17 protein-coding genes are annotated in these 25,732 nt (G+C 58.4%); 6 read left to right on the forward strand and 11 right to left on the reverse strand.

The window, feature by feature from the left end; all coding sequences use genetic code 11:
• Positions 1-5 precede the first annotated feature (5 nt).
• Positions 6-2,039: a M23 family metallopeptidase gene (locus tag K5845_RS02705; protein WP_052743733.1), complete on the forward strand. Its 2,034-nt coding sequence runs from the start codon at positions 6-8 to the stop codon at positions 2,037-2,039.
• A 201-nt stretch (positions 2,040-2,240) separates the two neighbouring features.
• On the opposite strand, the gene clpB is transcribed toward K5845_RS02705, so the two are convergent.
• Positions 2,241-4,838: an ATP-dependent chaperone ClpB gene (gene clpB / locus K5845_RS02710; RefSeq protein ID WP_287958329.1), complete on the reverse strand. Its 2,598-nt coding sequence runs from the start codon at positions 4,836-4,838 to the stop codon at positions 2,241-2,243.
• Between the two features lie 230 nt (positions 4,839-5,068).
• On the opposite strand from clpB, the gene K5845_RS02715 reads away from it, so the two are divergent.
• A complete protein-coding gene (locus K5845_RS02715; RefSeq protein ID WP_287958331.1) occupies positions 5,069-5,839 on the forward strand; it encodes an MOSC domain-containing protein in 771 nt (256 codons plus the stop codon).
• Positions 5,840-5,910: 71 nt separating this feature from the next.
• On the opposite strand, the gene K5845_RS21180 is transcribed toward K5845_RS02715, so the two are convergent.
• The 5 genes from K5845_RS21180 to K5845_RS02740 all read right to left on the reverse strand — a co-directional run bounded on the left by K5845_RS21180 (position 5,911) and on the right by K5845_RS02740 (position 14,097).
• A complete protein-coding gene (locus K5845_RS21180) occupies positions 5,911-6,621 on the reverse strand; it encodes a DUF4167 domain-containing protein (RefSeq protein ID WP_353736529.1) in 711 nt (236 codons plus the stop codon).
• A gap of 596 nt (positions 6,622-7,217) precedes the next feature.
• Positions 7,218-8,111, reverse strand: coding sequence for a peptide chain release factor N(5)-glutamine methyltransferase (prmC, locus tag K5845_RS02725; RefSeq protein WP_287958333.1), 894 nt, complete (start codon positions 8,109-8,111; stop codon positions 7,218-7,220).
• The gene (gene prfA, locus K5845_RS02730; protein ID WP_046477339.1) at positions 8,104-9,192 is read right to left on the reverse strand and encodes a peptide chain release factor 1; all 1,089 of its coding nucleotides are present in this window, start codon (positions 9,190-9,192) and stop codon (positions 8,104-8,106) included. The genes prmC and prfA overlap by 8 nt, the downstream gene beginning before the upstream one ends.
• A 1,125-nt stretch (positions 9,193-10,317) precedes the next feature.
• Positions 10,318-12,603 (reverse strand): phosphoenolpyruvate--protein phosphotransferase, encoded by a 2,286-nt coding sequence (gene ptsP, locus K5845_RS02735; protein ID WP_046477337.1) that lies wholly within the window; start codon positions 12,601-12,603, stop codon positions 10,318-10,320.
• A 231-nt stretch (positions 12,604-12,834) separates the two neighbouring features.
• A complete protein-coding gene (locus tag K5845_RS02740) occupies positions 12,835-14,097 on the reverse strand; it encodes an aspartate kinase (protein ID WP_287958335.1) in 1,263 nt (420 codons plus the stop codon).
• A 281-nt stretch (positions 14,098-14,378) separates the two neighbouring features.
• On the opposite strand from K5845_RS02740, the gene ubiG reads away from it, so the two are divergent.
• Positions 14,379-15,143: a bifunctional 2-polyprenyl-6-hydroxyphenol methylase/3-demethylubiquinol 3-O-methyltransferase UbiG gene (ubiG, locus tag K5845_RS02745; protein WP_090226873.1), complete on the forward strand. Its 765-nt coding sequence runs from the start codon at positions 14,379-14,381 to the stop codon at positions 15,141-15,143.
• A 57-nt stretch (positions 15,144-15,200) separates the two neighbouring features.
• Here ubiG and K5845_RS02750 read toward each other — a convergent pair whose 3' ends face one another.
• A complete protein-coding gene (locus K5845_RS02750; RefSeq protein ID WP_046477334.1) occupies positions 15,201-15,383 on the reverse strand; it encodes a hypothetical protein in 183 nt (60 codons plus the stop codon).
• A gap of 120 nt (positions 15,384-15,503) precedes the next feature.
• The gene (locus K5845_RS02755; RefSeq protein ID WP_287958338.1) at positions 15,504-16,034 is read right to left on the reverse strand and encodes a tetratricopeptide repeat protein; all 531 of its coding nucleotides are present in this window, start codon (positions 16,032-16,034) and stop codon (positions 15,504-15,506) included.
• Between the two features lie 316 nt (positions 16,035-16,350).
• On the opposite strand from K5845_RS02755, the gene K5845_RS02760 reads away from it, so the two are divergent.
• A complete protein-coding gene (locus K5845_RS02760; protein ID WP_287958340.1) occupies positions 16,351-17,772 on the forward strand; it encodes a thermonuclease family protein in 1,422 nt (473 codons plus the stop codon).
• 52 nt (positions 17,773-17,824) lie between these two features.
• On the opposite strand, the gene K5845_RS02765 is transcribed toward K5845_RS02760, so the two are convergent.
• Together K5845_RS02765 and K5845_RS02770 are read right to left on the reverse strand one after the other, a co-directional pair.
• Positions 17,825-18,628 (reverse strand): phytanoyl-CoA dioxygenase family protein, encoded by an 804-nt coding sequence (locus K5845_RS02765; protein WP_287958341.1) that lies wholly within the window; start codon positions 18,626-18,628, stop codon positions 17,825-17,827.
• Positions 18,629-18,862: 234 nt separating this feature from the next.
• Positions 18,863-20,275 (reverse strand): FAD-binding oxidoreductase, encoded by a 1,413-nt coding sequence (locus K5845_RS02770; RefSeq protein WP_046477331.1) that lies wholly within the window; start codon positions 20,273-20,275, stop codon positions 18,863-18,865.
• Between the two features lie 134 nt (positions 20,276-20,409).
• On the opposite strand from K5845_RS02770, the gene K5845_RS02775 reads away from it, so the two are divergent.
• Together K5845_RS02775 and prmB are read left to right on the forward strand one after the other, a co-directional pair.
• On the forward strand, positions 20,410-21,633 hold the full coding sequence (locus K5845_RS02775) for a DUF2541 family protein (protein ID WP_287958343.1): 1,224 nt from the start codon (positions 20,410-20,412) through the stop codon (positions 21,631-21,633).
• 112 nt (positions 21,634-21,745) lie between these two features.
• Positions 21,746-22,663: a 50S ribosomal protein L3 N(5)-glutamine methyltransferase gene (gene prmB / locus K5845_RS02780; RefSeq protein ID WP_287958344.1), complete on the forward strand. Its 918-nt coding sequence runs from the start codon at positions 21,746-21,748 to the stop codon at positions 22,661-22,663.
• Positions 22,664-22,859: 196 nt separating this feature from the next.
• Here the strand turns inward: prmB and K5845_RS02785 are convergent, their stop codons facing one another.
• On the reverse strand, positions 22,860-25,727 hold the full coding sequence (locus K5845_RS02785) for a phosphoenolpyruvate carboxylase (protein WP_287958346.1): 2,868 nt from the start codon (positions 25,725-25,727) through the stop codon (positions 22,860-22,862).
• Positions 25,728-25,732 lie beyond the last annotated feature (5 nt).

The following is a 25,732-nucleotide window of genomic DNA, read 5'->3' on the forward strand; positions in this document are numbered from 1 at the left end:
CAAGCGTGGTCGACAGGCGCCGCTATCCAGCAAACACGATCAGAGGCTCAGTTCCTCTGAAGGATCGCCCGCGGGGATTGCCGCAGGTTTACCGGGGCGGCGTTCGCCATGCCTTGCGCGATCTTTACGACGCCGATCATGCCGACGGCGGAACTGGGGGCAAGTTTCGCTGGTTGCTCTCGACGTGCCTTGCCGGCGCCGTTGGTGCATTCGCCATCTTCGTCATCATCGCGGGCTCAACGGAACAAGACGACAGCGCGGACGGTTTGGTGCCAGCCCTCAAGCGGCTGCAAGAAGGCGCCTCGACGCCACTGCTAATACCGCAGATGAAGAAGACCGCCGGTCTCAACTGGGCCGTGCCCAAGGCCGACAAGCTGCAGATTTCCTCCGGCACAACGTCAACGCGCTATGTGATCCATGAAAGCGTCAAACAGCGACGTGAGGGTCGGGTCTACATTCAGGCCAAACCGTTTCTCCGGGTCGTTGCGCGACTGGCGCCAGTGCCGGAACAGTATCTGGACGTCGTGCCGCCCTTCAATCCGTTCAAGCTTTACGCCGACTCCAACCCGATTGGCTCAAGCCGAGAAGGCGCACATGGCGAAACGGTGCGCAAGGACGTCAAAATCAAGGTGGTCGAACTTATCGGCGGCGTCCTGCCTGACGAAGATAAGCAAGAGCTTGAGGCTCGCGAGGTCGTCGACCTCGTTCGGCGCGTGCAATCCGAGGAAGCCTTGGAAAAGGCTGACGCCGAGATCAACGCAGACATAGCTCAGGCAGATAACGACCTGAATTCCGCCGGGTCCACGCCAGCGGCTTACACTACCGTGCTGGCGAAGAGCGTGATCGAAAAAGACTACGCGCAAGACGATTTAGAAGGTGCGAAGCACATCGTCGTCAAAGTGGGCAAGCAGGAAACCCTCGCAGGCCTTTTGGCGCGTAACGGAGCGGACAATTGGCTTGTCGATGCCATGATGGAAGCTGCTCGACCAGTATTTTCCGGGAATGCTCTCTCGGAAGGCCAGGAAATCCATATCACGCTCCTGCCGTCTCTAACGACGCCGGGCGAAGTCGAACCAACAAGCTTCAGCCTCTTTACCGAAGGGCACGAGCATCTGGTGAGTGTTCAGCGTAACGCTACGGGTGAATTTGTTGCCTCGAAGGAACCGACGGCGGGCGGCGTTAATTTGCGTATCGTGACGAGTGACGATGACAAAAGCGGCAGTAAGAGCAGCCGCGCGTCGAGTCTTTATGGCAGCGTTTATCACGCCGGTTTATTGCAGCATGTCCTTCCTGAAACGCTCTCAGAAATCATGCGTATTCACGCCTATGAGGTCGACTTCGGACAACGCGTGAGGGCGGGCGACTCGGTCGAGTTCTTTTTCGATTTTCCCGACGAAAACGTCACCGACGGGCCGCCGGGTGAATTGCTATTTACGCAAATCACGAGCGGCGGGGAGGTCTCGCGTTTCTATCGTTTTCGCACCAGTGATGGCGAAATCGATTATTACGACGATCAAGGGAACAACTCGAAAAAGTTCCTCATGCGTAGACCTGTGCGCGGCTCGGACGTGCGCCTGACCTCCGGTTTCGGCATGCGCCACCATCCTCTGCTCAACCGCCAGCGTATGCACAGCGGCGTGGACTGGGCCTCGCCACCGGGCACGCCAATCCTGGCCGCCGGCCGCGGCACCATTGAGTTTGCCGCGCGCAACGGCCAATACGGCAACTACGTCCGCATCCGGCACGCGAACGGTTATCACACGTCGTATGCGCACATGCAGAAGTTCGCGCGCGGGGTGAAGGAGGGCGTGCAAGTCCGCCAGGGACAGGTGATCGGGTACATCGGAACCACGGGTCTCTCGTCGGGACCGCACTTGCACTTTGAGGTTCTCGTCAACAAGCGTCGCGTCGACCCGATGTCGATCCAGGTGCCGCAGGAACGTCAGTTGACCGGCCGCGAACTGGCCGAGTTCCAACGTGAACGCGCACGCATTGATGAACTCATCCGCCGTGCCCCCGTGATGACGTCGAGCAGGTAGTGTTCGACTTCTCATCTCCTTGAGACGCCCGTCTCAACGCAATTTTGGAATGTCCCTCTCAAACGAAAATTCGACCGTTCGAAATTTTGAAATAAGCGCGCCCTCTATTCGTTGCATAATGTTCGGAATGCAGCGCGAAACTCAAAAACCGCCGAGATTTGGAACCTCGGCGGTTTTGATTTGCAGTATTTGCGATTGACTTTAAGCGGCGAAATTGACCGGCCAATCATTGATGGTGAGATTACCGTCACGTACCGAAACACGAACGGTATCCCCATCCTTCACGCCACCGGCCAGGATCTGCTCGGCGAGCGGATCTTGAACGTGCTTTTGAATCACACGCTTCAAAGGCCGCGCACCATAGGCGGGATCGTAACCGCGATTGGCGAGCCACGTGCGCGCGCCGTCATCCAGGTCGATGGTGATCTTGCGATCGGCCAGTAGTTTCTGCAAACGCTCAACCTGGATATCGACGATGGCCCCCATTTCCTCGCGACGCAGGCGATGGAACAGGATGATGTCATCGAGCCGGTTCAGGAACTCTGGCCGGAACTTCGCCCGAACCTCCGCCATCACCAAATCGCGCACGGCGTCAGTATCCTCGCCTTCCTTCTGATTAACGAGATACTCCGCACCGATGTTCGACGTCAGGATAATCAGTGTGTTCTTGAAGTCGACCGTGCGGCCCTGCCCATCGGTCAGGCGACCGTCGTCCAAAACCTGCAGAAGCACGTTGAAGACGTCCGGATGTGCCTTCTCGATTTCATCGAAGAGAATGACCTGATACGGCCGGCGACGTACCGCTTCGGTTAGCGCACCGCCTTCTTCATAGCCGACGTAGCCCGGAGGGGCACCGATCAGCCGCGCGACGGAGTGCTTCTCCATGTACTCGGACATGTCGATGCGCAGCAGCGCATGCTCGTCGTCGAACAGGAAGGTCGCCAGGGCTTTCGTCAGCTCGGTTTTACCGACACCCGTGGGACCAAGGAACATGAACGAGCCAATTGGCCGGTTCGGATCCTGAAGCCCCGCACGCGCACGCCGGACCGCCGTCGACACTGCGGCCACCGCTTCGCGCTGACCGATCACCCGCTGCCCCAAAGCGTCTTCCATACTGAGCAGCTTCTCGCGTTCGCCTTCGAGCATCTTGTCAACGGGAATGCCCGTCCAACGCGATACGACGCCGGCGATTTGGTCGGCTGTAACCGCCTCCTCGACCATCACGTTATCGCGTCCATCCTGGCCTTCCGCTTTCTCAAGCTGTTTGGTGAGCTGCGGAATGACGCCATATTGAAGTTCACCCGCGCGGGCGAGGTCGCCGCGACGTTGCGCCTGCTCCAGTTCGGTGCGTGCCTGATCGAGCTGTTCCTTGATCTTCTGTTCAGATCCCAGCTTCTCACGCTCCGCTTCCCACCGCTGCGTCAGCACGCGGCTCTCTTCCTCCAATTCGGCAATCAGAGAATCGAGTTTTTCCAGGCGGTCCTTGGAGGCTTGATCGGTTTCTTTGCGCAGAGCCTCACGCTCGATCTTCATCTGCATGAGATCGCGGTCGATGCGGTCAAGCTCTTCGGGTTTGGAATCGATCTCCATCTTGAGCCGGGACGCGGCCTCGTCGACGAGGTCGATCGCCTTATCCGGCAGGAATCGATCCGTGATGTAACGATTCGACAGCGTCGCCGCCGCGACCAAGGCATTGTCCGTGATGCGCACGCCGTGATGCAGCTCGTACTTCTCCTTGAGACCACGAAGAATCGAGATCGTATCGACGACTGTCGGTTCGCTAATGAAGATCGGCTGGAAGCGACGGGCCAGCGCCGCATCCTTCTCGATGTGTTTGCGATATTCATCGAGTGTCGTAGCACCGACGCAGTGCAGCTCACCACGCGCCAGGGCCGGCTTCAGCAGGTTCGACGCATCCATTGCGCCATCTGCTTTGCCTGCTCCGACGATGGTATGCAGCTCATCGATGAACAGGATGATACGTCCGCTCTCCGCCGTGACTTCCTGAAGGACGGCCTTTAAGCGCTCCTCGAACTCCCCGCGGTATTTCGCACCGGCGATGAGTGCGCCCATGTCCAGCGCCAACAGCTTTTTATCGCGCAGGCTGTCGGGGACATCGCCCTTTACGATACGCAACGCCAATCCTTCAGCGATGGCGGTCTTGCCAACGCCGGGCTCCCCGATCAGAACGGGGTTGTTCTTGGTACGCCGCGACAACACCTGGATGGTGCGGCGGATCTCCTCATCGCGACCGATAACCGGGTCAAGCTTACCCGACGCAGCAACTTCCGTGAGGTCACGTGCATAACGCTTCAACGCATCATAGCCTTCCTCGGCTGATGCCGTATCGGCTGTCCGGCCTTTGCGGAGTTCGTTGATCGCCTGATTCAGGGTCTGCGCCGTGCCCCCTGCGTTTGACAGGATTTTGGACGCTTCGGACTGCTCCGTGGCAAGCGCCAAAAGCAGACGCTCGGCAGTGACGTACTTGTCTCCCGCCTTTTCGGCGATCTTTTCAGCGGTATCGAAAACGCGCGCAAGCTCAGAGGCCATATAAAGCTGCCCCGAACCGCCACCCGAAACCTTGGGTCTGCGCGACAGAGCCTCTTCAACCGCACGCAACGCTCCGGCTTGGTCGCCGCCAGCCCGTGCAATCAATCCTGCCGCGAGCCCCTCGGGATCGTCGAGCAGCACCTTGAGGACATGTTCGGGCGAGAACTGCTGATGGCCTTCGCGCAATGCGAGACTTTGGGCAGCCTGGACGAATCCTTTAGCCCGATCTGTATATCGATCGAAATTCATAGGTTATTCCCTCCTCAGCACGTAACTCATCGCCTTACCTGGGAAGCGCGGTCAGCACGTCGTCGTAGAATGGGTTGACAGGTTCGTGACGCCTATCCTCAGCGAGGCATAGGTACGTCCCTCAGCAGATATAGGTTCAACCCGGACGAGAAAAAGGGTCATTAACTACGGTAATTACGCGGCATTTTACGGGTTGCACAGGCCAGTCCTAGCTGGCGAGGAGTTTACGGATGGATGAGAGACAAGCAGGCCGCGTCACCGCGCTTTACCGCTACCCAGTCAAAGGACTGTCCGCGGCTGCGCTAGAGCGCGTTCAGCTTGAACCGGGACATACCCTGCCTTTTGATCGAGCTTGGGCCATTGAGAACGGCCGCGGACGCTTTGATCCGGAGGATCCCAAATGGTTGCCGAAGACCTCGTTTCTGATGCTGATGCGCGACGAGCGCCTGGCAACGCTACAATCGGTGTTCGAGGAAGACCGTCAGACGCTGACCTTGCTTCGCGATGGGCGTCAGGTTGCACGTGGAGCGCTGGCAACCCCGCTGGGGCGCCAGTTGCTTGAGCAATTCTTCGCGGCCTATCTCAAGGCTTCTCTGATTGGGCCACCCAAGATCATCTCAGCCGAAGACCATAGCTTCTCTGACGTTGCCGAAAAATGCGTGCACGTCATCAATCTTGCAACGCTGGCGGAGCTGGAAAGGGTGATGGGGCGAGAGCTTTCGCCGCTGCGCTTTCGGCCCAACGTCGTCATAGACGGATTAGCGCCGTGGCAGGAACTCGACCTCGTCGGCAAGGAAATTCGTATCGGCTCGGCCTTGCTTATCCCATTTGCGCCGACGGACCGGTGTGCCGCGACGAACGTCGATCCAGAAAACGGTCGGCGCGATACATCGATCCCAGCCGTTCTGCAACGAACATGGGGACACGCCAATTTCGGGATCTACGCCACCGTTCGAGATGGTGGCGTGGTCACGCTCGGGGATCCTGTCACAATCGGCTAAGGAAGCTCGGGCGACACAAAGGGATCAGCTCCACCTATCGTCGCACACGCCTTACGAACCAATTTGTGGATTTATTCCTGGCTTTCCTCGACCGCAGCAACGGTCTCTGCCGGCGGAGTTGCGGCTGTCGTCTCTGCGTCATCAGCCGTATCTTCCCGGCGCGTGCGGCGAACGGGCCGACGCAGGAAGTCAGGCTGATCGCCGGACTCACCAAACCGCTGCCGTTCCCGACGGCGTGGTTCCCGATCGGACCGATCGGACCGCTGCCGTGGACCGTTGGAGCCATTGCGCCGGTCGCGCTGCGGGCGTTGCTCTCCGGTCCGTTCAGACCGTTCCGCACGCTCAGGGCGCTCATTGCGCGTTACGCCTGCAATCGCCGGCTGAGGATCATTCGGCTGGACGACTGCCTGCTGATTAGCCTCAACGGGATTGTCTTCACCGTCTTCGTCGCCGACGTCATCGTTGTCATATTGGTCCGGAACGGGGGAGCGGAACCGATTATTTCCATTCACGACGTCGTTCGCGTTTGGAGACTGCTGCTCACGGAACGCCATGATGATGCGATTGTAGTGTTCGGCGTGTTGCAGATAATTTTCGGCAAGAACCGGATCGCCGGATGACATCGAGTCGCGGGCAAGCGCCATATACTTTTCAGCGATATGCGCAGGGGTGCCTCGGATCTTCACATCCGGCCCGTTGCTTTCAAAGCTGCGCGTGAGAGGGCTTTGGCCTTTACGATTGCGGCCGCGACCACGACGGTTTTGCTGTTGTCCCTGCCTCATGGGCTCCCGTTCTCTATATTAACTTAACGTTCCAAAAAGATTATTGCAGATCCCAATCAAAGTCGGTGCCCGCCCGGCTCGGTAACCGGCATCACTGCAGCCGCAATGACCATATTCTTTGGACAAAGCCATCAGTCGCGGCCTGTCCGAATTTTGTTCGGTGCTAATCCAGTCCCTACTGGCATCTAAAACCAAAGCCGTGAAGCGGGTCTGGTGCGTGAAACAGCACGCCCACCCTCGCTCTTCTGCGCAATTGTTGCGCGGAAGCCGTGATCGCTCGAGTCTGAGCCAAAGCCAACAGCGCGGCGCACTCCCATGGGGCAGCTGCGCGCTCAAACAACCCTTATCCCGTCTTGCTCTTGGTAATCATCCAACCTGTCGGAAAAGCGTACCGCGAGCGACGAAGCCACCAATCTTGATGGGCCTCAAAAGCTGAAAACGCTATGCGCGTCCTCGCCAATCACTTCGCAGCGTGCACTGTGCGTCCCTACAGATCTATCTATGCTATCTGATCCGGGCCTGCGCGTGTCACAAGTTTCGCCTAACATGAGAGTATCGCGTAAGCTGGATAAATCCAAGCTTTTTTCGCTGGGCCGTTAGAATTGTGTCCGACCCGCAACACACCGGGTGTGGTTTCCGAGGTCCTTCCACATCCGTAACTCCCGAACCTCCTGGCCTTTCAACAATCCAGCAACGTCCGAGGCTTGGTCCGCTCCGACCTCGAAAAGGGCCCACCCTTGGGGCACGGAATGGCTGAGGTCAGCAACGATTTCACGATATACTTGGAGGCCGTCGGGGCCTCCGTCAAGGGCGGCTAGAGGATCGTAAAGGCGGACTTCCGCGTCCAGAGTGCCGATGTCAGCCGATACGATGTAGGGGGGATTCGACATCAGAAGGTCGAAGGAACCCTCGACACCCTTTAGACTCCGCGCTTCGAGGAAACGAATACGGTCGGCAACCCCAAGGCGCTCTGCGTTTGACTGCGCGGTAGCCAGCGCCTGGGCGCTGATATCAGTCGCCAACGCTGTCGCGTTGGAAAACTCTGCGAGCATGGTGATCGCGAGAATGCCGGTCCCGGTTCCAACATCGATCAGGTGAAACGGTCGGTCATACCAACCTTCTTCGTGCGCCAATTCCTTTGCGGCTTCGATCAGTACTTCCGTGTCCGGCCGTGGGTCGAGCGTTTCAGACGACAATGCAAATTCGCGACCGAAGAACTCTCTACTACCGAGAATTCGGGACAAAGGCTCATGGGCGAGACGCCGGACCAAAATTTCATCGAGACGGAGGGCCGCCGGGGCGCCCAGCTTTGAATCTGGGGCAGCAATGAGCTGCGCGGCGTCCATTTCCGCGGCGGCCGCAACCAGTCTTCGTGCTTCACGGCGCGGCTCATCGAAGCCCGCGAGCATGGCAGCACTGCGCACGACCGCGTCGGCTAAGCTGTCCTCAGCCGCGAATTTATGACCGCTACGCATTGAAGCTTCAGGCATCGGCGCGATTTTCCATGTCTGCCAATTGCTGAGCCTGATGATCCGTGATGAGAGCGTCAAACAACTCGTCGAGACCATTGCCCTCGATGATCTGATCCAGCTTGTGCAAGGTTAGATTGATCCGGTGGTCCGTGACCCGGCCTTGCGGAAAATTGTATGTGCGAATGCGCTGCGAGCGGTCACCGCTACCGACTTGAGACCGCCGCGCTTCAGAACGTTCGTCGGCTGCGCGCATCCTTTGCTGCTCATAGACACGGGACCGGAGCACCTGCATTGCCAATCTCCGGTTCTGATGTTGGGATTTTTCCGCAGAGACCACTGTGATACCGGTCGGAATATGCACCATGCGCACGGCGCTCTCGGTTTTATTTACGTGCTGACCGCCGGCCCCACCGGCGCGCATCGTGTCGATTCGAATATCGTCAGGGTGGATATCGATGTCGACGTCTTCCGCCTCGGGGAGTACGGCGACCGTCGCTGCGGACGTATGAATACGACCGCTGGCCTCTGTCTCAGGAACCCGCTGCACGCGGTGGACGCCGGATTCAAACTTCAATCTGGCAAACACACCCTGGCCGGTGACGGAGGCGATGACTTCTTTATAACCGCCGAGGTCGTTCTCGGAGAGCGAGATAATCTCCGTGCGCCAGCCCTTCAATTCGGCATATCGGGTGTACATGCGGAATAGGTCTGCTGCGAAAAGAGCCGCTTCATCCCCGCCAGTACCGGCGCGCACTTCAAGAATCGCACTGCGCTCATCGGCTTCATCCTTGGGCAGGAGTAAAATTTTGAGTTCATGCTCCAGGGTCGCAATGCGAGGGCGCAAAGCATCAAGCTCTTCCGCGGCCATTGCCTTCATCTCGCGATCAGCAGAGGCGTCCTGCGCAAGTTCCTGTAAATCACGCTGCTCCTGCTCAGCCGCGCGCAATTTGCGAATCGCTGCAATGAGCGGGTCGAGGTCTGAGAACTCCTTAGACAGCTTGGCAAACGTCGCCTGTCCTACGCCGGAATTCAGTTCGGCCTGCACATTTTCCCAGCGCTCTATCAATCGATCGAGTTTTTCCTCGGGGATGGCGTTCATCGTCCGTCTTTCAATCCGTCGAAAGGGTTAGGGGCGCGCTTTCGTCCACGCGGTCCATTAGCGGAGGCATTCCGTCTCTAGAGGTTCGAAGGCGCGCATCTAATCGGTTTGACGGACATTGTGCAATTTGTCGGTGCGTCTTGCCCGGGGATCATCGACCTCGATCCAGCGTAAACCTTCGCGCTCCGGCGCAAAGCGAATAAGCAAATAATCATGCACAGACCTTAGTCCTCGAGACATGGGATCGGGCAATCTCGAAGACAAGATGCTGACAACGGTAGGCTGACATAATGCAAAAACAATTGCCGCAACCAGTCCCACGCTCAAAATCCCGATATATACGCCGCGATTAAGAACAACTGTCGACACACCTCTTACGAGACCTGCACCTATCCCTGCTGTACTTAACCTGTACTTGAGGCGTGGGCGTGCATTTTCCGCTTGGTCTACTAAAGCGCTCCCGACAGGAACAGGACGCCCGCCCCTACCTTTTCGCCAACGGGGACCGGCCTGTTGTATCTCGACCGGATCTTCAGGGGCATTGGGGGACGGCCCAGGTTGGCGTGTCAAAAACGTCGGGGGCGCAGCCCTGTCCGAGAACTCGGAAACAGTGGCTCCGGTAGCTCTTGAGCTGTCGTTATGCCGCCTATCGAGTTCGGCCCGTAAAATTGAGAGAACCGGCCCGGGATCGCACCCGGCGAGCCCGGTGTAGGCGCTGACGAGCCGTTGCGTTTCGGGCCAGGGTGGAAGCGCGTCGATCTGGCCTGTTTCGAGCGCAGCGATAACGTTCGGTTCCGTAGCGAGCAAGTCTGCGGCTGCGTCCAGCGATAGGTTAAGCACCTTTCGCAACCCAGCAAAGAGCTGAGCCGCCTCAACGATCGCGGTGGAGGGCCCTGGACCAATCCCAAAACTGCCATCGTTCCATTTCGCGGCCACTGGAGGTGGAAAACCCTTTACTCGTCGAACTGTTGCGGCCTCCGGGAGGCCGAAATCCCCTAATCGTCCTTCACACGCCTTTAGCCCGGAGCGGCCGGGCATCAGAGCTCGTGGAACGGTTGCGCTTCCTTGTTGCGATGAATTCTGGACGGCCATATGGCCGAGTGCGCCTTATTCAGAGTTGTTGCATCACAACTCGACACCGTGGCGTTCAGCAAAATTCAGCAGATTTGCATGCAAATCAATGTCCGTTTTTCCCAGGAGGATATCCAGCCGTTCCGCCAACTGACCCGCATTCAGCGACAAGACCATCGCTTTAATCGGACCGATTGAGGAAGCCGCCATTGACAGCGAACGGCACCCGAGACCGATCAAGGCCATCGCACTCAGAGGACTTCCAGCCATTTCACCGCAAACGGTTAGTGGGACAGATTGCTCACTAGCCTTCGTGATGAGGTGTTTAAGCGCACGCATCGGTGCGATGGACAACGGATCATAGCGGCTCGCCACCTGGGCGTTGGTGCGATCGGCCGCAAACAGGAACTGCAATAAGTCGTTGGATCCCACCGAGATGAAATCCACCTTCGGCAGCAGTGCGTCCAATTCGTACAGAAGACTCGGCACCTCAAGCATTGCGCCAACGTTCAACGTACTCGGCAACGGGTAACCATGACGTTTGGCATGCACGAGCTCCTTGTCGAGCAGGCTGCGCAGCTCATCCATCTCCGATGACATGCTCAACATCGGAACCATCATGTCTAGGCGTCGACCATTCGCCGCACGCAGAAGCGCGCGAACCTGCGCCCGGAAGAGCGCTGGACGATCCAGAACCATGCGCGTAGCGCGCCAACCCATCGCGGGGTTCTCTTCGGGCAACGCGCTTAAATAAGGGAGCATCTTATCGCCGCCGATATCGAGTGTTCGGAACACGACCGGCTTACCGGCGGCTTCGGCGAGCACCGCGCGATAAGCCTCGGCCTGCTGCATGAGGCGCGGCATTTTCTCAGACAGCATGAATTGAATTTCGGTGCGGAACAGCCCCACGCCTTCGGCGCCCGATTCCTCAAGATGAGGCATATCAGCAATTAGGCCGGCATTCATAGAAAGTCGAATAGGGATGCCATCGACTGTGACTGCAGGAACGTCTCGCAGCTTGTGGTAACGCTCCTGCCGCTTTGCGCGAAAGCGAACCTTGTCGGAGTATGATTTAACGAGGTCGGCGGACGGCCTGACGTGGACTTCGCCGGTTTCCCCGTCAACGATAACCGCGTCCCCGTTCGCGACATGCTCCACGATGCGACGCGCTTGGCCGATCGCTGCAATTCCGAGTGCCTTGGCGACGATCGCGACGTGACTTTGCCGACTGCCATCCTCAACAATCAGGCCACGCAACCGAGTCCGGTCGTAGTCCAGCAATTCGGCCGGCCCCATCGTGCGCGCAATGAGAATTGCGTCGGGTGGTAATTCGACTGGCCGATCCTCGCCCGTGTGGCCCGTTAAAATCCGCAGCAGCCGATCAGACAAATCATCCAGATCGCGGACACGTTCACGCCAGTAAGGATCGGCATGGCGCAACATCTGAGCGCGCGTGCTGTTTTGAACGCGCTCGACAGCAGCTTCGGCGGTCAGCCCTCCCTTAACAGCCTCACCCAGCCGACGTTGCCAGCCACGATCCTTTGCAAACATCCGATACGCTTCGAGAACGTCGCGGTGTTCGCCATCTGCCAGTAGCCGGTCGTGCTCAAACATCTCGTCGAGAGAGGTGTGCAAGGCCGCCAACGCCGCCTCGAGACGCCCAAGTTCCACGGCCGGATCGTCGGCCATCAAGGTGCTGACGACGACCCTCGGTTCGTGGAGCACGGCATGTCCAAGTGCGATGCCGTCGGAGATAACCTCGCCTTTGATGACTGCTGAGAGAGATTTTGAGATCTCAATGTCGGCCTCGGTTCCCGAGACGGCACCGGAAACCAAAAGCTCGGCGATCACCATCGCCGTGGCCTGGAGCACCTCGGTGTCGTCCTCGGAGTAATGCTTTGCCGTGTGGTTCTGTACGACCAGAACCCCAATGACTTGTCCGGAACGCTGGATCGGCACCGCAAGCAGTGAGTGATAAGCTTCTTCGCCCGTCTCAGGACGATAAGAGAACGCCGGATGGGATTGCGCGTCGGGCTCGTTGATGGGCACCGCGAGTTCGGCGCAGCGCCCAACGAGGCCTTCGCCGCGATTCAGTCGCGTATTGTGCACTGCTTCCCGGTGGAGACCTTCCGTAGCAAATAGCTCTAGAGAATGGTCGCGGCGTTTGAGATAGATAGAGCAGACCTCGGCAACCATGACGCCGGCAATCTGGCGCACGATCTTGTCCAGGCGTGATTGACCATCGCCAGGCTCGGCCAGAATCTCGCGCAAGCGCCGCATGATGACACGCAGTGCTGGCTCGGACGCCGATATGCGGGGTTCGTCACCGCCTCGTCTCATTTCAACAGGCCCACCGCCGCTTCAAAGTTCCGAACTATAGCTAGTCCGACCCGCTCAGAAGGAAATCTTTGCCCGACCGTAGGTAGAAATTACAGCCACGCCAGAGGGACGCAACCGACTTGCCTTATTGCACTGGCAATTGCGCCGCCGTGGCCTGCTTCCTAGAGGTCAAATAAGGCCGCGAAAGGTACGCGATGTTTGGCGCTCGTTTGCGCCGCAACACCGCTCGCTTCAGGTTGCGTCCAGACCAAATCCCTCGTGAAGGGTGCGCACAGCAAGTTCAGCATAGTCGGAGTTTATCAGCACGCTGACCTTAATCTCAGATGTTGAGATTGCGAGAATGTTGATGCCTTTATCCGAAAGGATTTGAAACATTTTTGCAGCAACGCCCGCATGGCTTCGCATGCCAATACCAATGATCGACACCTTTACCACATCGGCAGAACTACGCACGTCGAGATAGCCAAGGTCTTCCTTAACCTTTTCCAGAACCTGCAAGGCGCGCGGCAACTCGTTGGCCCCGACGGTAAACGTCATGTCGGTGTGTGCACCGTCTGGCGTGACATTCTGGACGATCATGTCGACGTTTATGCCAGCCTCCGCGAGTGGCCCGAAGATTCGCGCGGCGATACCCGGTTTGTCCTGGACCTTGAGGATCGTGACTTTCGCCTCATCCTTGGCGTAGGCGATTCCACTAACGACCTGGCCTTCCATAATCTCTTCCTCGCTGCAAACGGTCGTACCCAAGTCCTGTAGATTTCCAATGCTGACCGGTTTAATCGAGTCCGGTGCAGCAAAGCTGGAAAGCACCCTCAGCTTGATGCCATAAACCATAGCCAGCTCCACGGACCGCGTTTGCAGGACCTTGGAACCGAGAGAGGCCATTTCCAGCATTTCTTCATATGAAATCCGCGACAGGCGACGGGCCTCAGGCACAATTCGCGGATCGGTCGTATATACTCCGTCTACGTCGGTGTAGATATCACAGACATCGGCATTCAGTGCGACGGCAACAGCGACCGCGCTCGTGTCGGACCCGCCGCGTCCCAACGTCGCGATGCGTCCGTGCGTCGGCTCGATTCCCTGAAATCCAGTGACAACCGCGACCTCACCGCCTGCGACGCGCTCAACCAAACGGCCTGCATCAACCTTAGTGATGCGTGCGGCGCCGTGGGCCGTGTCGGTTTCCAACGGAATTTGCCAGCCCTGCCAGGACCGCGCCCGGATACCAATCGTCTGTAGTGCGATTGCCAACAAGCCTGCGGTTACCTGTTCGCCCGACGCGACGATGGCATCGTATTCCCGCGCGTCATGCAACGGCGAGACCTCGCGGACAAATCCAACAAGCTGGTTTGTAGCTCCCGCCATCGCCGAAACGACGACCGCAACCTGGTTGCCAGCATCGACTTCGCGTTTGACGTGCTGCGCCACATTCCGGATACGTTCGATGTTGGCGACGGACGTACCGCCAAACTTCATAACAACCAAAGCCATGGCGAATCCCGCGTGGCATCTAGAGTAAATAGCCGGTTAAAGACCTGGGAGAACACGAGAACACTCTCGCGCGGCAAAAGACCGCTTCTACGGCTCACCGGTTTTATCCAGCACCGCGTTACAAATTCATTGCCGTCCCGACGGATTGGGGCATGTCATAGCGGCTTGGTGAACACAGAGCAACAGGATCAGGCACCTTGACTATGGTCTGAGCGCGCGCGACGAATGCCTGTATTATCGCAGACCATTCAGCATCCACACGAAACAAGGCTCCGTTTTCCATGACAGTATCGACGCAGGGCCATTCCGACGGCAACGTCGATCCACGCGAAGTTCAACGGTTTGCCGAGATTGCCGAAACCTGGTGGGATCCGAATGGTCCCTTCCGGCCTTTGCACAAGATTGGTCCCGCGCGGCTCAGCTTTATTCGCAACGCACTCGCCCGGCACTATCAGCGCGACTCGGGCGGCGTTCGCATCCTAGATGGACTGAAGATTTTGGATGTGGGTTGCGGCGGTGGTCTTATTTGTGAACCGCTCGCTAGGCTTGGTGCGCAGGTAACAGGCATTGATCCCGCGGAAGAAAGCATCAGCGCCGCAGAGGTCCACGCCAACATCAACGGGCTGGATATTGATTATCGCGCAGCGCGCATTGAACAAATCGCGTCGAGCGAAGAACGGTTTGATGCCGTGATGTGCCTGGAAGTGGTCGAGCATGTGCCGGACCCAGCCGCATTCATCAGCCTCTGTGCCACAGCATTGAAGCCGGGCGGGCTTATGATCGCATCCACATTAAATCGGACTTTGAAGTCGTTTGCGCTGGCTATCGTTGCCGCCGAGTACGTCCTTGGATGGGTTGATCGCGGCACGCACCGCTGGGATCGGTTCGTAACACCTGATGAGCTGCAATCCGCGCTTGAAAACGCGGGTTTGACCGATGTCCGCTTTGAAGGGGTCGTCTACAATCCGTTGGAGGATCGCTGGTCAACGGCGGCGGATACAGACGTCAACTATATGGCGGCGGCTCTAAAGCCGCACGCCACCTAACGCGACCGAACCCTGCCCTTAAAGCGAAGAGATCCAGTCAGTCCGAGACTTTTTTTGTCAGCTTGCGTGCGGCCCACGCATTTGCAGCAGCGCTTTTTCGATTTGGCGCCACTCGGCGGCATCATCTTCTTTGCCGCCGCGCTCAAGTTCAGCAGCCTTCTGCGCTGCCTCGGCGATTGCCTTATCTCCCAGCGCCTCACGCATCTGGCGGGCGCGTTCCTGAACGTCCATTGCTCTCATGGGGTCCTCCGTTCATTCTGGCCTCTCCTCAAGATAGGACCTGAAAGAACGCGATCCACCCCCGACGGTTCAGAATTAGCGCAGCCGCGCCTGCCACTGCGGAAAATCATACCGGCAGGATTATCCCGGGAGGTGGCTGCCTTTCTTGAAATCCGCAATATGCGTGGCGAGTTCACCGTACTCGACACAGGATGTGCCACAGCGAACGGCAATTTCTTTCAGCTCTGTTTCGGCTTTGAGAAGCTCCCCGCGTTGCAGATGCGCCTCGCCAAGATACGCGCGGGCTACGGTATTGTCGGGATTCATCGCCAGCGCTTCAGCATAGTAGCCGAGTGCCTTGTCGACGTTTCCGAGCTTGCGAGTCGCAAAGCCGATATAGGTGAGAACGCGTGTGGTCCGCGGCTCCGCCTCATTGAGGTACGTCAGGGCTTCTTCGTAGCGCCCGTTCCGTGCCAGCCAATACCCGGCGTAGAACAGTTCACCGTCGGTGGCCGCAATTCGGGCTGCGCAGGCGCGCCATTCGGGCGACGCTTTAGCGAAAGAGTCGCAGGCCGGATTGGCTGGGCCTATGTCCTTGGCTAAGACTGAACCTGTGGGAAGCGCGCCCAGGAGGAAGCCCAAAAGCGCAAGAGCCCAATATCGCCGTGCCATCCGTTTCGCCTTTCTGGTTTTTCGTCGTGACTGCGGCTCCACCCGCCCCAAATCACCGTGTGCCGCTGGACAGAGGAAAACCACATCGCCGCGACGCGGGCAAATCGCAAATTGCGGCTGCTGGGACAGCCCTCAAGCAAATAGATATCCGTCCACGGCCCGGCTTCCCGAGCCCAAACAATGCACACCTTTGATATTGCTGCAAAATAATTGACAAAGCAGCGCCATTTTTTCAACGCAAATTGAACGACTCGTGGATCGTCTACACACTTCATCGGTAGATCGTCCCGATCAAGCATGCGGGGGCACTTTGAACATGTTCGGCTGGCGCAAACGTCGCGACGGTTTCGAATGGCGCGAATACGTGCGCACGACGATTCTGGTACGTCGAAAAAAGCGACGTGAGCGCATCGAGGAGGCCGGGAAGGCCGCCATTGACGGTTTGGCTGAAGCGGGACGGCGCGGTGCTGCAGCCGGTCGTCACGGCGCGGCTGCGGCTCAGCGCGGGCTTGGACAGGCCGGACGCCGGGCCGGCCACTTCAGCATTTTCGCAGCGCATTGGGCACGCGGCAACTTTCGCCGAGCTGCGGCTACGCTGGTTCCTATGGGAAAATCAGCGGCGCAGGCTGCAGGGCGGGCGAGTGTCGCAGCCGGACAGCGCGCCGGTCGCGCCGCTATCAAAGGAGGCCGCTACCTTGGCCACGCCGCACGCAGCAGTGGTGCCAAGGCCGCTCCTGTTCTCGCTCGCGGCGCAGCAAAGCTCGGCCCCTCCTTGCGAACGATTTCCACGCCGCAAACCGCCATGCCGCTGGCCATCGCTGGAGGTGCGGCCGTACTTGGCGCGGTAGCGCGGATTCCTCTGCATGGTTTTGACGCGACAACGCTTATCGCCGCGCTCATCGGGATCATGCTCCTCGGGCTCGCCGCCTTTCCACTTATCAGCACCGGGAAAATCGAGTGGCCTTCATGGCTCCCTGCGCCCAAGTGGTCTACGCTTCCCCGACAACCCGCCACGTGGGCCCTGGGTGCTGCGGCCATCGCGATTGTCGGGTTAATTGCGTCGTTGTTGATGGGCTGGGTGTCACTGCGCTCGCCGGTTGGCGTCGCCGACATCCTTCCCGATTTCAGCTCGCCCCCGGAGGTTGTCTCTGGCTATGCGGTATCGCTCACGGGTGACTCCATGAGGATCGAGGGACATGTGGTCCGGTTGGCGGATGTCGAAGCGCCGGAGCTAACGCAGACTTGCGATCGCGAAGATTCCAGAAGCTGGAATTGCGGACAATCAGCGCTTGATGCACTGCGCAGGCTGACCGGACGCGCCACCATCTCGTGCGACGTGCACTACACGGATAGCTCCGGTCGCAAAGTTTCAACGTGCCGCAACGGGGATACGGACTTGGCCGCCGAAATGGTGCGCAGCGGTCATATCTTCGCGACGGGGACCCTCTTTCCAACTTATGGAAGCCAGCAAGCGGAAGCCCAGTCTGCAAAAGCCGGACTTTGGAGCGGCTCTTCGAAGAGCCCGCAGGATTATCGCGATGAACGCTGGGAAGCAGCAAGTCGCGCAGCTCCCGATGGGTGTCCGATAAAGGGTCGCGTGCTGTCGGGCGGCAAGGTCTATATCCTGCCGTGGTCTCGCAGCTACGATAAATACAGCGTTCGCGACGGTCGCGGCGATCGGTGGTTTTGTAGCGAGGACGAAGCTATCAGCGACGGCTGGAAATCCCTGGATAGCTGATGGGGAGGGAAAACGCCCGGCAGCGTGAGTGCAGCCGGGCCATATCATCTCTCTATCCAATTGTTCCCAGCGCATTGCGGATCGCTGTCTCAACGGGCGCATAGCTCGACTCCGAGCGTTGCAAACTCAGAGGTCGCCTTGGCAGAAGCGGTGGCTGCGCCAGAAAGCGCGGTCGCGTTCCTCGATGCGGCTGGGCCGAATGTACGAGGAAGGGATGGCAAAGATAGACTGTCCCAGCCGCTCCCGTTGCAGTCGCTTCGGGTAGCCCCTCTGTCTCTGGGATGCCGCTCACGACGAGTTCACCCAAGGTGAGACCCGCTTCACCTGCGGGCGCCAACGTACGAGCGATCTGTTTATGCGATCCGATCCTGATACGCGTGGGAGCGTCCGCATCCCCCACATCTGAGAACAGGAACAGCATCAAGAGAACCCGTCCTCGCGACGTGATGTTCGCACGCCAGGACATGAAGTCTGGATTTTCAGTCCCGAAACTGACGTCGATGTGCCAACCCGCGTCCCCAGGATCTTCAGTCGACGCAAACCGCACCGGAAATGTACCCATTGCGGCAGGCTGCAACCATCGCTCCTGGCCTACCAAGGCATCAAACGCTTTGTGCAACGTGGCCGTGTTCGCTGCCTTTACGAAAGGCTCCTGAGTATAGTGGTTGAGCCGGATTACCGGTTTTGTCCATGTGGACGGATCGTCTGGATCGCACCCCGTATCCTTCCACAGTATGGACCGGGCCTCGTTGGCCAAATCGCGCGGGAAGGCACCATCCAGCCTGACGAACCCATCTTCAATAAACTGTTGGATTTGCGCGCCGCTCAGAGCGGGCGTGTGCTTATTCAATGGCATTATGGATCTTTCAATATCAGCCCGTCACTCCGTCGCGTATTTCGATCTGGAGGCCGGGCGCAAAGTAGCATCCGGACGTGAAACGCCCGGGTCGAAGCCCGATTGCGCAACGGGCTCGGCGCTTACTGCAGTTCGAAGAACGCTGCTGCGATATTGAAGATCTGAATCATCATGGCTCCTTGAATATGATCCGTAAACGCTGGAAGCAACGAACGTTTGTGGATCTGCAGGTTACTAGAGCCGTACAATCTTGCCGGGATTAAGGATACCTAAGGGGTCGAGCGCCTGCTTCAGGGTCCGCATGGTTGCGATCGCGGCACCGTGCTCGGCTTCCAACACGTCCATTTTGCCTTGGCCCACTCCATGTTCGCCCGTGCAGGTGCCCCCCATTGCGATCGCACGATGGGCAAGCCGGTTCGCGAAAGACTTCGCGGCCTTCAACTCAGACGAATTGTCTGCATCGAACATCACCAGCACATGGAAGTTCCCATCACCGACATGTCCCACAATCGGAGCCGTAAGGCCGTTCTCTGCAATGTCAGCTTCCGTCTCTGCCACACATTCCGCCAAGCGCGAGATTGGAACGCAGACGTCGGTCACGAATGAAACGCGTCCTGGCCATGCCTCCCTACAGGCCCACAAGGCTTCATGCCGGGCTTTCCAGAGACGTCGACGATCTTCTTCGCTGGAGGCGACTTCAAAGGATGTGGCTCCATGCGAACGCGCTAGGTCTTCGAACACAGCGACCTGTTCGCGCGTTGCCGCCTCCGTCCCGTGAAACTCTAGAAACAACGTTGGCGTCTCGGCCAACTCGAGCTTCGCGTGCAAGTTGATGGCCCTGATCTGCAAAGCATCGAGCAACTCAATCCGAGCAAGACCGAGCCCGAGTTGAATGGCTTCCATGGTCGCGTTGCAGGCTCCGTCGAGCGTCGCGAAGGGGGCAACCGCCGCCCGTATGGATTCAGGCTGCCCGTACAGGCGGAGTGTGAGCTCCGTAATGACACCGAGTGTGCCCTCCGACCCCACGAGCAGATGCGTGAGGTCATATCCGGCAGACGATTTTCGCGCGCGCTGCGCTGTTTTGATGATGCTGCCGTCGGCCATCACCGCGGTCAGATTCAGAACATTCTCGCGCATCGTTCCATAGCGAACGGCGCAGGTGCCGGAGGCGCGTGTCGCGGCCATGCCGCCAAGGGTTGCTTCTTCTGTGCCTGGATCCACCGGGAAGAAAAGTCCCGTATCGCGCAAATGCCGGTTGAGCTGTCCGCGGGTGACACCGGCCTCAACGACACAATCAAGGTCTTGGTCATAGACACTCAGAATTCGGTCCATCCGCGATAGATCCAAAGATATGCCTCCAGCCGGGGCGTTGACATGCCCCTCGAGCGAGGTTCCCGCACCGAAAGGAATGATCGGCACGTGGTGTCGTCCTGCGAGCACCACCGCATCGCGCACATCTTCTGTACTCGTTGCGAAAACGACGGCGTCGGGCGGCTCGCTGGCGATCCACGTCAGTGTATTGGCGTGCTGACGCCGAATTCCTGTGCCGGTCTCAACATGGGGCCCAAAGCGCTGTTTCAACGCCTCAATAGCATCGGCTCGCTGATCCGGCGTGGCATAGTCTTTCTGGTGCCCTATTGCGCTCATAATTCGTCAGCTCACTGTTCGCCGCCGCCCATAGGGCTCAATGTGATTGGTTCGCAGCATTGCAACGAAACACATCCACGCTAAGCTTCACCTTACGATGTTTCCTCCAGAGCTTTTTCAAGATCAAGAAAACCATGGGCCTTAATGTAATGCTCGCACGCATTTGTTTTTATGTCTTCGCCTTTTGCCTCGTTGCGCTTTCGCTCAATCCGCAAGCTTGGGCCGCGCGTGGAGACCGTTGGACGCAAGTTAGCGAAGTCCCGCTCGATACTTCACAATCCAGCACGCTCATCGACCTGCGTGCATTGTCGGGCTCCTTCATGGCCTTTCGCATGCGTGTCGTCGGGGGGACGGTGAAGTTCAACGAATTGAAGCTGAACTATTCGGATGGCTCGTTCTACGCGGCCGATCAAGCGTTCGAGTTGCGCAACGGAGAAAGCACGAAGGTGCTGGATTTTTTCCGGCGCGGCCGTTTCATCAATTCCGTCAGGCTCAGCTACGTGGTCGTTCAAGGTACGGAACCAAGGGTCCAGATTCACGGGTTGCAAAGCTGGCGAGGGCGCCGGGCTCAACGTCCGGCAGGAGAGCAATACGTAAAGTCAGACGAGGCGCCACCGCTGCCCACCAGCACGACGCAAGTTCTTCCGCAGGCAACAGGTGGGCTTCTGGTCGCCTCCAAGTACGTCACGTTCCATGGCGATCATGACAAGATAAAAGTCGCCAAAGAGATGGGAAAATTCGGACGCGTTCGCATTCAGGTGCGTGACGAAGATGTCTATCTCAACAGCTTCAAGATTGTGTATGCGGACGGAACCGAGAACACGCACAAAATCGACCTGCATATCCCGGAAGGCCGCACAACCGACTGGGTCGATATCGACGGCGCACGTTTTATAGATCACCTTGAGCTCAGCTACCGAAAGAAGCCTGGCTTCGAGGGCCATGCCCGGATTGAGGTCATGGGCGAGCACGCCGAAGGGTGGCTTAGCGAGACGGGCGAGGGTGGTAAATTCAACGACGGATGGATTTTGCTCGGAGCACAATCGGCTGGCTTTGTTGGCTTCGATACCGATATCATTCCCGTTGGCGAACATGTCAGCGGTTTCAAAGAGATTCGTGTCGTGGTGCGTGACAGGGCCATCACCCTCAATCAGCTCCGTGTTGTTTACGGCAACGGTGACGAGGACATCATTCCGGTGCGCACACGCATCGATGCCGGGGGCGCGTTCGGTCCAGTCGACTTGCGTCATGCTCCTCGACGTATCAAGGAGATCCAGGCGCGCTACCGATCACGGTTCATCGACCAGGCTGCACGCGGCAAGGGCGCGGCCGTCGTGGAGGTTTGGGCGCGGCGCTAGTTCGGGGGAACGAACGGCCATAGCGGCCGGTGCGCCTTGACGGGCGTGGCCGACGCACGCATTGATCGCGTTAGCGCAATTGTGCCGGCCCCTCTCATAGCTTGATCCCTAGATGACAAAAGATTCCGTTCTCGATGCCTGCAAAACCCTCTTTACCGTTCGGGACTGGTTACGTTACGGCGTAAGCGAGTTTACACGCTCTGGTGTCGTCTTCGGTCACGGCACATCCAATGCGCTGGATGAGGCTGCTTATCTGATCCTGCATGCTCTGTCGCTGCCGATAGATCAGCTGGAACCCTGGCTCGATACGCGTTTGACGATGCGCGAGCGCGAAACGATCGCGGACCTGTTTGAACAACGCATCACAACGCGAAAACCTGCCGCATATCTCACCGGCGAAGCATGGCTCGGTCCTTACCGATTTACTATCGATGAACGCGTTATTGTCCCCCGATCCTATATCGGAGAACTTTTGATCAATGGGCTTGAGGCATCCGTGCCGCAGCTCGGAGAAGTCCGGAGCGTTCTAGATCTATGCACAGGATCGGCCTGCCTCGCGATCGTCGCAGCGTTGGAATTTGAAGACGCTTACGTAGACGCGGTTGATATCTCTGCTGACGCTTTGGCTGTGGCTGCCAGGAACGTCACGGACTATGGCTTGGCCGACCGTGTTCGCCTTGTTGAGTCCGATGTCTTCAGTGCCCTGGAGGGGCAGCGCTATGACCTGATCATCGCGAATCCGCCCTATGTTACCGATGGCGCCGTCGCTGACTTTCCACCGGAATATCAAGCTGAGCCTGTGCTGGCGCATGCCGGAGGCACTGATGGTCTCAACACCGTACGCCGGATCATGGAGAATGCCGCCGACCATCTCGAGCCGGATGGTCTTATGATCGTCGAGATCGGGACCGGTCGCGACACCTTTGAAACGATCTACCCTGATCTGGCGTTAGATTGGCTCGACACGGAAGCCAGCGAGGGCGAAGTTTTTGCAGTACAGGCCTCGCAACTGATGGACCTATCGCGATGAGCATGTCCGAGACACCCGCCCCTCCGACCCGGCCCTTTCGGCAAGCCATGGAACTCGCGCGCCGCCGTCGTTTCTGCTGTTGTTGTGTTTGTCTACGGCCGGAGGAGGCGCAACGCGCCCGACGCGTTTTTCGTCTCGTGCGGCGCGTGTCGCGCTAGATCTGCGCGACACAACGCAGGCACAAGCCCTCTCGAGCTTAGCCGAACGCACCGAAGTGGTGGGAGATGCCGGTGCCGATTTCCCGCACGACCTCATACGCCTCTTCCATTGGCGCTAGAATTTCTTTTTCCAGTCGTGCGTAGTCATCGACGCCGTGTGGGCGATACGTCGCCCTTTCCGCATAGTCGGCTCCATTAGCAGCTTCGGCAGCTGCATAGGGAAATGCCTGGCGCATGAAGTCCAACACTTCGGGAATATCAAGCGCCAACGCCATATTGACGATCCGCTCGTGAGACATCTCGTTACGCGCAGCAAAGCGCGGCAACTGCGCCGCCAGGATGAAGATGCGCATAATGATCGCCAAACGCACGGCCTGCAGCAGATCCAGTTCGAGGCGCCGGTCGTCGGGCACCTTACCCGCCTCCAGGCCCAGCTCTTCAAGGATAGCGTGCAGATCGATCGCATCGATTCGCATGTGATGGATCAGGCGATTAATCTCGGATGCGCGCGGGTCCGACAGCAACGTCGTCGAGAGCACACGGAAGGCTGTGTCCAAATGCTGCTCGCGTCCCCAAGACGCCCGCGACGCCCAGAAGCCCGCATCAAATATGTAAGCATTCGCGCCCATGGCATTGAGACTCGATAATTGCTTACCCCGCGCCACCATTTCGAACAGCGTCGTCAGCCGCGGCGAACGCTTGGAAAGCGCGATGAAACGGTCGCGATCGAGATCGGTTGCGGCACCGAGGCCGGCAACGACGTTCGCCAAGTATCCGAATTGCTGAAGAATCGCGTTGTTTGGGATCGCGCGCATTCGCGAAGGGTCGCCACGATCGACCGGCGTGCCGACATCGCTTTGCCGCTTAACGGCACGAGAGCCGGTCTTGAAAAGCAGGTTGGGGCCAAAGGCGCCTAACAACGCGCGATAGCCTGGATGTGCAAACAAATCCTGCTGATAAGCGCGCAGCCTCAAGAAGAAATCCAGAGACTGGTTCTCGTCGGCATAGAACGGATCGGGTTGGCTTTCGACCTCGAAAGCGTCTGAGATGATTGTTGCGACGGCCTTGCGTGTGAGCTCCCGGTTCGCGAAGAACATGAAGCCGTCACCGCCTTGGAAGCTGGTTTCATGTTTGAGAGAAACGCCGCGTTTGGCGAAACGGCGTCGTGCCTCATGAGGCAACACGTACCGCAGACGGCGATGCAGATCACCGGGATGCGCCCCACGGCCCATCGACTCGCCATGCGTGGAGAAGATGAGCAGTTCGACGTCTTCGAGGTCGGCCGCCTGCATTAACTCGGCGAGAGAGTGATGCAATCGCTCGATCGCTAGCGTCGCAGCGACCTGACCTATGAAGCGCCCTGCGTCCGAGAAACCGGTTTGAATGGCCATACGTCCGCGGAGTTTGATGTATTCGCGGTAGCCCGGCTCGTCGAGAAGGCGAGCCATCAAGCGGGGACCACGCTCAAGGCCAGACGGGGTCTCGAACAACGGCGAGATGTCTACGATGTCTGAAACGCCAAAGAGCTTGGCAAAAAATACCGCGATGAGAACCGTGGCGGGGCTTTCACATTCGGCAATCAGGAAGCGGATCGGCGTTTCTTTGTCGACGTACTTCTTGATTTGAGCGATTAGCGCAAATTGCCGGATCGCCGTGGCTGTTTCCAGTTCCAGCGTGCCGAAGTTGACCGTCTCTTCCTTGGCGGACGCGATCATTTCAGCGAGCCGCGAAAGAGCCTGACGTTCAGTAAGGTCGCGTGTCCACGGCTCATGGACGTAGGCGCGCAAGGCGTTTGTGAGCTGCGCGGCATTGATGCGCACATGGATGTGCGACATGCCAAGGCCGGTCGTTTCAATGAGGCCACGCAGCGCGGCCAGCGCGCGTTTGTGCTGGGCCGGCTCCACGACACGGATCAGTTGGTCGAGAAGTTCGGTGAGCGGCTCGACTGACGTCAGGTTGTAGCCGGCATCCACAGTGATCTGGTTGGCCGCCTTGGCGAGGTTCTTACCGCCTGGACCGACCTCATCCATCGCTTTTTTCTGATCGATGACAGCAGCTATGGCGAGATCAAGCTTGCCAGTCATCTGGCGTTCAAGGCGCTGGACTTCTGGTGACTCATCCAACCGGTGACGCAGCGTCAGAAAACGTTCGCGGATATCGTTGAGTGCGTCCAATTTCTCGTCAAGCTTGAGCTTGAACGAGTTGAGCCAGGAAATGTCCGTGCGGCCGTCGAGGTCATAGCCGACCCATGAGGCGATCGTCGCCAACTGTGGCCGCATAGCGTAGGCGTCGTCACCGAATTTGGTTTGCGCGACGCGCACAAAATCGTTGAGAAGGCCTTCGAGAGAGTCACGCAAATTACGAATGGCCACCTGATCAAGGCGATGCTCGTACGCTAGATCAATCGTATCATCAGGACGATGCGGTAGCCCGATCGAAACATCTGGAACCTTGTTATCGGAGACGGCCAAATCGACCATGCGCTCGGAAAGCGCTTCTGAAACACCGAAGGTGGGGTGAGCCGTTAGCACGATCCCAGAACGGGCGCGTGACCAATGGGTGCGAAAGGCTTCCAGATCCGGTCCGTCTGGTCCGTTGACGATGCTTTTCTCGACAAGTTCCGTGAAATCACGCTGCGTCGATGCAGAGTCTACAAAACCGATCCGCTCGCGCAATTGAGCAGCCCGATTAACGCATGCCCGGTCCATTAAGCGACCGGCCAGTGCTCGCAGATGTTCGAAGCTGATCTCTCCGCTTTCCAATTGGCGAGACAGGTCGAAGGCAACCGCAACGATTGGGTTTAGCCACGGGGCATCAGGAATTTCTGCGCGGAGTGCGCGTAGGCGATCGCGCAACACGAATTCATTGATCGGTTGCTCCGCCGAATTCCTAGAGCCCTGTAGCATATTTA

Origin of the sequence: Filomicrobium sp., from assembly GCF_025698805.1 — a bacterium.
Taxonomy (GTDB): Bacteria; Pseudomonadota; Alphaproteobacteria; order Rhizobiales; family Hyphomicrobiaceae; genus Filomicrobium; species Filomicrobium insigne.